This is a genomic window from Segatella copri, assembly GCF_019249795.2.
GTDB lineage: Bacteria > Bacteroidota > Bacteroidia > Bacteroidales > Bacteroidaceae > Prevotella > Prevotella copri_B.
In genome coordinates this window covers 2,068,698-2,077,500 of the sequence record NZ_CP156891.1, presented here as the reverse complement: position 1 = coordinate 2,077,500, position 8,803 = coordinate 2,068,698, and the positions used below count along the sequence as shown (strand labels likewise).

Annotated in this window: 7 protein-coding genes (1 of these 7 running past the window's edge); 5 read left to right on the top strand and 2 right to left on the bottom strand. The window is 43.8% G+C overall.

The genetic code is table 11. From position 1 onward, the window contains the following. Positions 1-518 carry the 5' end (the start) of a ribonuclease R gene (gene rnr / locus KUA48_RS08800; RefSeq protein WP_118066568.1) on the bottom strand. It extends 1,780 nt beyond the left edge of the window, so the window shows 518 of its 2,298 coding nt (coding positions 1-518); it begins with the start codon at positions 516-518; its stop codon lies off the left edge, out of view. A gap of 332 nt (positions 519-850) precedes the next feature. Between rnr and KUA48_RS08795 the strand changes: the two genes are divergently transcribed. After that, positions 851-2,566 carry a Na/Pi cotransporter family protein gene (locus KUA48_RS08795; RefSeq protein WP_040553370.1) on the top strand — a complete coding sequence of 572 codons (1,716 nt, stop codon included), beginning with the start codon at positions 851-853 and terminating at the stop codon, positions 2,564-2,566. 107 nt (positions 2,567-2,673) lie between these two features. On the opposite strand, the gene KUA48_RS08790 is transcribed toward KUA48_RS08795, so the two are convergent. Beyond that, complete coding sequence (locus KUA48_RS08790; RefSeq protein ID WP_006848157.1) at positions 2,674-3,372, bottom strand: NAD-dependent deacylase; 699 nt, start codon at positions 3,370-3,372, stop codon at positions 2,674-2,676. 173 nt (positions 3,373-3,545) lie between these two features. Here KUA48_RS08790 and KUA48_RS08785 point away from each other — a divergent pair, with 173 nt between their 5' ends. The 4 genes from KUA48_RS08785 (at position 3,546) to KUA48_RS08770 (ending at position 8,780) form a co-directional block, all read left to right on the top strand. Then, positions 3,546-4,148, top strand: coding sequence for an FKBP-type peptidyl-prolyl cis-trans isomerase (locus tag KUA48_RS08785; protein WP_006848156.1), 603 nt, complete (start codon positions 3,546-3,548; stop codon positions 4,146-4,148). Between the two features lie 85 nt (positions 4,149-4,233). Next, complete coding sequence (locus KUA48_RS08780) at positions 4,234-5,109, top strand: FKBP-type peptidyl-prolyl cis-trans isomerase (RefSeq protein WP_006848155.1); 876 nt, start codon at positions 4,234-4,236, stop codon at positions 5,107-5,109. 36 nt (positions 5,110-5,145) lie between these two features. Further along, entirely contained in the window at positions 5,146-6,114 is a 969-nt protein-coding gene (locus tag KUA48_RS08775; protein WP_218433004.1) for an FKBP-type peptidyl-prolyl cis-trans isomerase, read from the top strand. Positions 6,115-6,401: 287 nt separating this feature from the next. Then, positions 6,402-8,780, top strand: coding sequence for a glycoside hydrolase family 3 C-terminal domain-containing protein (locus KUA48_RS08770; RefSeq protein ID WP_118255057.1), 2,379 nt, complete (start codon positions 6,402-6,404; stop codon positions 8,778-8,780). Positions 8,781-8,803 lie beyond the last annotated feature (23 nt).

Below are 8,803 nucleotides of genomic sequence, written 5' to 3'. Positions count from 1 at the left end.
ATGTTGTGAGCAAAGACATCGCCAGGTGTCACGAGGTAAGCCAGATCCTTATCTACTTTCAGACGTCCTACGAAGGTATCTTTAGCGCGTTCAAGGATTTTGTTGACCTGTGCCTCCTTGATGTGATTCTTACGACGAGCCAGGAAGGTGAATTCCACCCTGTCGCCATTAAGTGCTCCCATCGAATTGCGTTCAGAAACGAAAATAGGCTTCTCGCTATCATCAGGGATAACAGAGTTTTTGCCATTTGCCTTTCTGACAAATTTACCTTCCATCACCTGTATGCTTTGATTCAGGCGATAAGAATTATCACTTACCTTAGCCAGGTAGTCATCCCATGCCATTTCCTCCATAATGTCAATCGCCAGCATCTTGAGCGGATGCGTCGTAAGACGGAGGGAACGGAATATCTCTTTAAAGCTGAGCGTTTCGCCCGGTCTTTCGGCAAAGAATTCCTGCAGCATCTCAGTGAGCTGCGCTTTGTTCATTCTTTTGCCACCTTTTTTACCTTTTCCCATAAATTATGACTATTATTAGTTTTATAAGGCAAAGAAACAAAAAAAAAAGGAGAAAACAAAGTTTCTTGGCATCTTTTTTCGTTTTTTATTAAATATGAGGCAAAACTGACCATAATATTTCTTCATTTTTCGTATTTCAGAGCAGAATATAGCTTATTGATTCTTTTTGTCTATTCGTAAATGTAGTTCTTCCAAAATTGTGTTTAGGGGGTCTTGGATGTTACAATACTGTTACAACTTGAAATATCGGTAACAAATATTTCGTAATAACGGAAATTCTTATTATATTTGCAACCGAAACGTAACAAACATTTCCACAAATACAAATGAATATGGATACAAGTCAATATCTTGTGATTTTTTTTCAGATTCTCGGTTCTTTAGCTTTGCTCATCTATGGTATGAAGGTGATGAGTGAGGCCTTGCAGAAGATGGCAGGATCTCAGTTGCGCCACATTTTGGGCGCTATGACAACCAACCGATTTACGGGAATGCTTACAGGTACCTTTATTACCTGTGCCGTTCAGAGTTCCTCTGCAACTACCGTTATGACGGTTTCTTTTGTAAATGCAGGTTTGCTGACTTTAGCCCAAGCTATTTCCGTTATTATGGGTGCCAACATTGGTACCACGTTTACGGCATGGATTATGTCGCTGGGTTATAATGTAGATTTAACGATTGTCGTATTCCCTGCGTTCTTCCTCGGCATTATGCTGATTTATAGTAAGAAGCGCCGTTATTTCGGAGATTTCCTTTTTGGTATCGCCTTCCTCTTCTTCTCGCTCGTTCTGTTGAGTAGTGCGGGTAAGGCTCTTGATCTGGAACATAATCCGGCGGTTATCGATTTCTTTGGTTCTTTTGATACGAAGAGTCATTTCACGATTGTAGTCTTCCTCCTGATCGGTACGCTTATAACCTGTATCGTACAGAGTTCGGCAGCTGTGATGGCCATCACCATCTTACTCTGTTCTACGGGTGTACTTCCTATCTATCTGGGCATAGCCTTGGTAATGGGTGAGAATATCGGAACTACCGCTACAGCCAATCTTGCCGCTTTGGGTGCCAATGCCCAGGCTCGACGTGCAGCCTTGGCCCATCTGGTATTCAATGTCTTTGGTGTAATCTGGGTTCTCTGCCTGTTCTATCCATTTGTAGATTTCGTTTGCTCTATCGTGGGGTATGATCCTGATGGTGGTATGTCTGCGGCACAGAAGGCAAAGTTGTTGCCAATTGTCCTGGCGATGTTCCATACCTGTTTCAATGTTTGTAACACGGGCGTTCTGATTTGGTTTATCCCACAGTTGGAAAAAGTTGTCTGCAAACTTATCAAGCCTAAGGCAGATAAGGAGGATGAAGATTTCCGTTTGCGCTTTATCCAGGCTGGCATCATGAAGACACCAGAACTTTCAGTCTTCGAGGCACAGCAGGAAATCGGAAGTTTCGGCGAGCGTATCCACCGTATGTTTAGTATGGTGAGAGAGTTGCTGGATACTCAGGATTCCAAGACTTTCGACAAACTCTATGAGCGTATCGAGAAGTATGAAGGTATTTCTGATAATATGGAGATAGAGATTGCTAAGTATCTTGATCAGGTGAGCGATGCTCATCTGAGTGATGATACCAAGGCGAAGATCCGTGCGATGTTGCGTGAGATTTCTGAAATCGAGAGTATTGGTGACAGTTGCTTTAATCTTGCCCGTACCATTAAGCGCAAGGGTGAAAACAAGGAGGAGTTTACTGCCAAGCAGAGTGAAAACATTCATCAGATGTTTAAGTTGGTAGATGAGGCGCTGACTCAGATGAACTATATGTTTGCTCATGAACGCCATTCTATCAGTCTCAATCATACGTACAATATCGAGACTGAGATTAATAATTATCGTACTCAGTTGAGAAACCAGAACCTGGATGATGTGGATAACCATCTTTATACCTATGGTGTAGGTACATTGTACATGGATATCATTCAGGAATGCGAAAAACTGGGTGATTATGTGGTTAATGTCGCCGAGGCTCGCATGGGAGTCAGAACATCTGAGGCTGTATAATGCAGAATGTTATTGATAGAAAGAATATAAAAGTAATAAAAGCAAACGGGGAAGTATCAATGGATGCTTCCCCGTTTGCTTTTATTACTTTTATATTCTGAATGTTTTTATTTTTCCAATATTTCCTTCAGTTCCTTCATACCATCTGAAGCCCCTTTCATGATGTGCTCTATCTTGTAATATCCATTGGTGTTTACGGCACCCGGGTCTATCAGATAGATAGGAATGTGAGGCTTGGTATATGAAATCAGACCTGCAGCAGGATAAACGTTGAGTGAGGTTCCGATAATGACGAAGATATCGGCTTGCTGTACAGCTTCGGCTGCCGGCTCAATCATAGGAACGCTTTCGCCGAAGAAAACGATAAATGGGCGCAACAGGCTTCCATCTCCAGCTTCGGTTCCCGGCTTTACCTCGCAGTCATCCTCAGGTAATTCCTTGATGTAGCGATAGTCGTAAGGGTCGCGTGAAGAGCAAACCTTTGATAGTTCGCCATGCAGATGGATTACATTCTTGGAACCTGCCTTCTCATGCAGATTATCTACATTCTGGGTGATTACCGTCACATCGAAGTCTTTTTCCAGTTCCTTGATGAGTTTATGCCCCTCGTTAGGTTGCGCAGCATAGAGTTTATGGCGCAACATATTATAGAAGTTTGTTACTAGGGTAGGGTCAGCTTCCCATCCCTCATGGGTAGCTATCTGTTCTACAGGATAGTTTTCCCATAATCCATCATTGCCACGAAAAGTTTTGAAACCACTCTCCACAGACATGCCTGCACCGGTTAAAAATACGAGTTTCTTCATCTTATCACGTTTTAATTATTCATATTTTCTTAATCTTTTATTAAGAATGCACAAATTTAGCAATTTTTCTGCAAATAACATCGTTTTAAGCGAGAAAAATGTTATCTTTGCACTCGTTTTAAGGACAAAAAGTACATTTTAAGATTATTAATACATTATTATAAATAAATTTTATGGATAAAGTAAGTTATGCTTTGGGCATCGGCATCGGTCGCCAGTTGGCTTCTATGGGTGCAGAGAGTTTGAATATTGATGATTTTGCACAGGCTGTAAAGGATGCCATCGCCGGTAAACTTCAGCTCGGCGAGCAGGAGGCTCAGGAGTTGGTACAGAACTTCTTTGCAGAGCAGGAGGCTAAGGCTCAGGCTGCTGCTGCCGAGAAGGGCAAGGTTGCTAAGGAAGCTGGTGAGAAGTTCCTCGCCGAGAACGGCAAGAAGGATGGTATCATCACTACTAAGAGCGGTTTGCAGTATCAGGTTTTGCGTGAAGGTAATGGCAAGGCTCCTAAGGCTACCGATCAGGTTGAGTGCCACTATGAGGGAACGCTTATCGATGGTACTAAGTTTGATAGCTCTTACGACCGTGGTCAGACTGCTACCTTCCCATTGAACCAGGTTATCGCTGGTTGGACAGAGGGTCTTCAGCTCATGACCGAGGGTGCCAAGTTCCGTTTCTTCATCCCTTATCAGTTGGGTTATGGCGAGCGTGGTGCTGGTGCATCTATCCCTCCATTCTCAGCATTGATTTTCGATGTAGAGCTCGTTGCCGTTAAGTAATCTGTTAGTAGATATATTTAAATGAAGTAAAGGCAATCCTGGAATATAATAGATAAAAATAAAGATTTAAAATATAAATAAGGAAATGAAAAAGTTATTTTTCGGAGCCCTCGTGGCTTGTGCTGCTGCAACATTCGTAGGTTGTGGCAATTCTACTCCTAAGGCAGATCTCAAGACTGATGTAGATACTATGAGCTATGCTATGGGTATGTCTCAGACTCAGGGTCTGAAGGAGTTTATGGTAGAGCGCATGGGCGTTGATACTGCTTACATGGATGATTTCATCAAGGGTCTTAACGATGGTGCCAACGCTGGTGACGACAAGAAGAAGGCTGCTTACTACGCAGGTATTCAGATTGGTCAGCAGATCTCTAACCAGATGGTTAAGGGTATCAACCACGAGGTATTCGGTGAGGATTCTACAAAGTCTATCTCTCTGAAGAACTTCATGGCTGGTTTCATCACAGGTACTACTGGCAAGAAGGGCTTGATGACAGTTGAGCAGGCTGCTCAGATAGCTCAGGCTAAGATGATGGCTATCAAGGCTAAGAACATGGAGAAGGAATATGGTCCTAACAAGGTTGCTGGTGAGAAGTTCCTCGCTGCCAACAAGAAGAAGCCAGGAGTTGTTACTCTGCCTTCAGGTGTTCAGTACAAGGTAATCAAGGAGGGTAACGGTCCTATGCCAAAGGATACTTCTATGGTTAAGGTTAACTACGAGGGTAAGACAATCGACGGCAAGGTATTCGATTCTTCTTTCAAGCGTGGCCAGGCCGTAGATCTCCGTGCTAACCAGGTTATCAAGGGTTGGACTGAGGCTTTGGTTCACATGCCAGCAGGTTCTGTTTGGGAGGTTTACATTCCTCAGCAGTTGGCTTATGGTGAGCGCGAGCAGGGGCAGATCAAGCCATTCTCTGTATTGATCTTCAAGATTGAGTTGATTTCAGTAGGTGGCAAGTAATTTTTGTGGGAACTCATTTTTATAGAGGACTTATAAATGAAGAAAATATTAATGACAGCACTCGTCCTCGTGGCGGGTGCTTCTTTGTTTACAGCTAGTGCTGCAAGCAAAAAGAAGGTTAAGAAGGCGGCTACTCTTGTTGAGTTGAAATCATCAGCCGATTCTTTGAGTTATGTAGCTGGTATGAATGCCACTCGTGGTCTGATTCCTTATATCCAGCAGAGTTTTCAGGTAGATACTGCCTATATGGAGAATTTCCTTCGTGGTTACAAGGATGCGCTTGCCATGGGAATCAATCCTAAGACCGTAGCTTATTCTGCAGGTATGGAGGTTGCCAAACTGGTAGAGAAGCGCGTATATCCTGGCACAAAGGAAGAGTTGAAGAGTACAGACGATTCTATCAGCCATGCTATGTTCCAGAATGGTTTTATCGCAGCTTTGGCTAATGATACAACATTCTTTACCTCTAAGGCTGCTGCCGATTTCCAGAAGGAAGCTTTGGCTGGTGCCGGCGAGAAGTTCCTTGCTGCTAATGCCAAGAAACCTGGTGTAAAGGTGTTGCCTAGCGGTTTGCAGTATAAGGTGATTACCGAAGGTCATGGCGAAGTGCCTAAGGCAAGCGATGAGGTAGAGGTTATCTACGAGGGTCGTCTGATTGATGGTACCGTTTTTGATGCTACATCCAAGCATGGTGGCAGCAAGACAGATAAGTTCCGTGCCAACGGATTGATCAAGGGTTGGACCGAGGCGCTTACTCTGATGCCTGTGGGCAGTAAGTGGCAGCTTTACATTCCTTACGAGTTGGCTTACGGCGAGCGTCAGGCTGGTCAGATTCCTCCATACTCTACTTTGGTGTTCGATCTTGAGCTGGTTAGCATCGTAAAGCCAGAGGTTAAGCCAGAGCCAGCAGACAAACAGAAAGAAGATGCAGCAGTAAAGAGTGCCGACAAGAAGGTTGTTAAACCTGTAGCCAAGAAAGCTGCGCATTCAAAGAAGAGAAAGTGATTACGAAATTCATTTCAACAAGTAATTACTACTAAAATATAATAAGGTAAGAGTCAAGGATAGAGTGTTATCTTTGGCTCTTTTGTTTCTTTTACGTTTGTGTTTGTTGCTTTTGCATAAAAAACGGGAAAGCGAATCTGTTAGTTCTCTTATTTGCGTTATCTTTGCAGAAGATAAGCTGCACTCGGCAAAATATTCAAGCAAGCTTGATATTCTGCGCTCGTTTGCATTATCTTTGCACATGATAATAAACAACTTCAATAATTATATTTTTAACCTAAAAGATAATGATGAAACAAATTACAACAACCGTATGTGCAACTGTGCTGATGGCTAGTTGCTGTAACATAAACAATACGGAGCAGCAAGTGAACCAACAGGTAGATGAACTCTACAGCAGAATGTCACAGCCAGAGCGTATCGCTCAGTTGAGAAGTGGGTATATGGATGAGCTTTTTGATGCGGAAGGCAATTTGGATACCGTCAAATGCAAGCAGCTCATTCCTTATGGTATTGGACATTTTTCCCAGTACGCCAGTCAGGAATTGGTTGATGCCAATTTCTTGCGAAAGCGTGTAGCTGTTGTACAAGATTGGTTGATGCATCATACCCCTAACGGAATCCCGGCTCTTTTTCACGAGGAAGTTCTTTCGGGTATCAATACGCAAGATGCAACAGTCTATCCACAGCAGATAGGTCAGGCTTGTTCGTTCAATCCAGAGTTGGCAGAGCTCAAGACTTTGCAGACAGGTACTGCTCTTCGCAAGATGGGTGGCGTATTGTCGCTTTCCCCTATGGTAGACGTCTGCCGTACTCCAAGTTTTAATCGTCTGGAAGAATCATACGGTGAGGATGGCTATCTTTCTGCCGTTATGGGTACTGCTTTTGTCAAGGGTCTTCAGCAGGGAGACCTCAAGAAGGGAGTGGGAGCTTGCTCTAAACACTATCTGGGATATGGTGGTGGCGGTGATGCTGATGAGAAGGAGATGATGGAAGATATTCTTTTGCCTCATGAGACGATGATTCGTCTGGCAGGTTGCAAGGCTTTGATGCCGGGTTATCATGCTGTTCATGGTACCAAGTGCGTGGCAAATAGTGAGATTCTCAACGATATTTTACGAGATTATCTCGGATTCGATGGAATGGTGGTGAGCGATTATACTGCCATTGACCAGTTGCCGGGACTAGATACTCCTCTTCAGAAAGCTGTGGCTGCTATCAATGGTGGCAATGATGTTGATTTCCCTAGAGGCGAAAACTATCAGTATTTACAGGAAGCCTTGGATAAGGGACTTGTTAAGAAAGAAGTCTTTGAGCGTGCTGTAAAGGATGTTCTGCGTTATAAAATTCGTGCAGGACTGATGGATAAGAATCCATATCTGTATAGTACGGAGGATGTAAAGCTTGATACTAAGGAAGAACGGCAGACGGCTTACGATATAGCTAGCCAGTCTATTGTCTTGTTAGAGAATAAAGGTGTTTTGCCTCTTGTGAAGGAGGCTGATGTTAACAGCGCCAAGCAGGTTAAGAATATCTTGCTCACGGGTCCTAATGCCAATTCCATTTGGGCGATGTGTGGCGACTACTCTTTCCCTTCTATGTTCTATTTCTGGCAGAGTTGGAAGAAAAAGTGGGATGATAGCCACTTGCCACATATCGTTAAATTGCTAGAGGCAATGCAGGCAAGTAAACCTGAGGGTATTAATATTAAGTATTCTCGTGGTTGTGACTGGACAGAGGAGATAGAGACCAAGTTTGAAGAGTCTGGCGATAAGCGTGCTTGGGAATATCAGCTCCTGCATCGCAAGGTTGATTCTGGCGAGAAGGCAGACAAGGCAGAAGCTTTGGCGATGGCAAAGGAAAGCGATGTTATCGTTGCTGCTGTAGGGGAGAATGTGATGCTCTGTGGTGAGAATCGTGAGCGAGATGGTCTCAAGCTTCCTGGTAAGCAAGAGGAATATGTTGAGGAACTCTTAGCTACAGGCAAACCTGTAGTCCTGGTAGTCTTCGGCGGTCGTGCGCAGGTTATCTCCAAGATAGCTAAGCGCTGTGCAGCAGTCATCCAGGCCTGGTATCCAGGTGAAGAGGGTGGTACAGCTGTGGCTGACATTCTTTATGGCAAGATTTCACCATCAGCCAAGCTGAGTGTCAGTTATCCTAATACTGAGGTTTATGAGCCTATCTGCTATAATTATTCCATCCGGCAGGATGCCCGTGTAGAGTGGCCTTTCGGTTATGGATTGAGCTATACAACCTTTGCCTATAAGAACTTGCGGGCAGTTAGGGAACTCTCTACTGCTTCAGAGTCGAGCAATATCTACTTTGAGGTTACCAATACGGGTAAGGTTCGTGCCGATGAGATAGCGCAGGTATATCTGTCGCCAACTCAGAGCAATCAGCAGATTCATCCTATCCAGTTGCAGGGCTTTGCCCGCATCTCTCTCAATCCTGGCGAAACCAAGAGAGTATGCATCAGGTTCTATACTGATCAGTTTGGTTATTATTCTCATCGAGGCAATCGTCAATGGAACATAGCTCCTGGAACGTATGAACTGAAGATTGGAGCCTCTTCTCAAGACATTCGTCTTAAGCAGCAGATAGTTTTGACGGGTGATAAAGTGGTGAAACCTTTGCGTGATCATTACTTCTCCGAGGTTATCAGATAAGCGTGTGATTTTTCTACTAAAAG

What these genes read in the sequence shown, in the direction of transcription:
- KUA48_RS08795 (WP_040553370.1), top strand. Translation starts at nt 851, where the DNA reads ATGGATACAAGTCAATATCTTGTGATTTTTTTTCAGATTCTCGGTTCT.
- KUA48_RS08790 (WP_006848157.1), bottom strand. Translation starts at nt 3,372, where the DNA reads ATGAAGAAACTCGTATTTTTAACCGGTGCAGGCATGTCTGTGGAGAGT.
- KUA48_RS08785 (WP_006848156.1), top strand. Translation starts at nt 3,546, where the DNA reads ATGGATAAAGTAAGTTATGCTTTGGGCATCGGCATCGGTCGCCAGTTG.
- KUA48_RS08780 (WP_006848155.1), top strand. Translation starts at nt 4,234, where the DNA reads ATGAAAAAGTTATTTTTCGGAGCCCTCGTGGCTTGTGCTGCTGCAACA.
- KUA48_RS08775 (WP_218433004.1), top strand. Translation starts at nt 5,146, where the DNA reads ATGAAGAAAATATTAATGACAGCACTCGTCCTCGTGGCGGGTGCTTCT.
- KUA48_RS08770 (WP_118255057.1), top strand. Translation starts at nt 6,402, where the DNA reads ATGATGAAACAAATTACAACAACCGTATGTGCAACTGTGCTGATGGCT.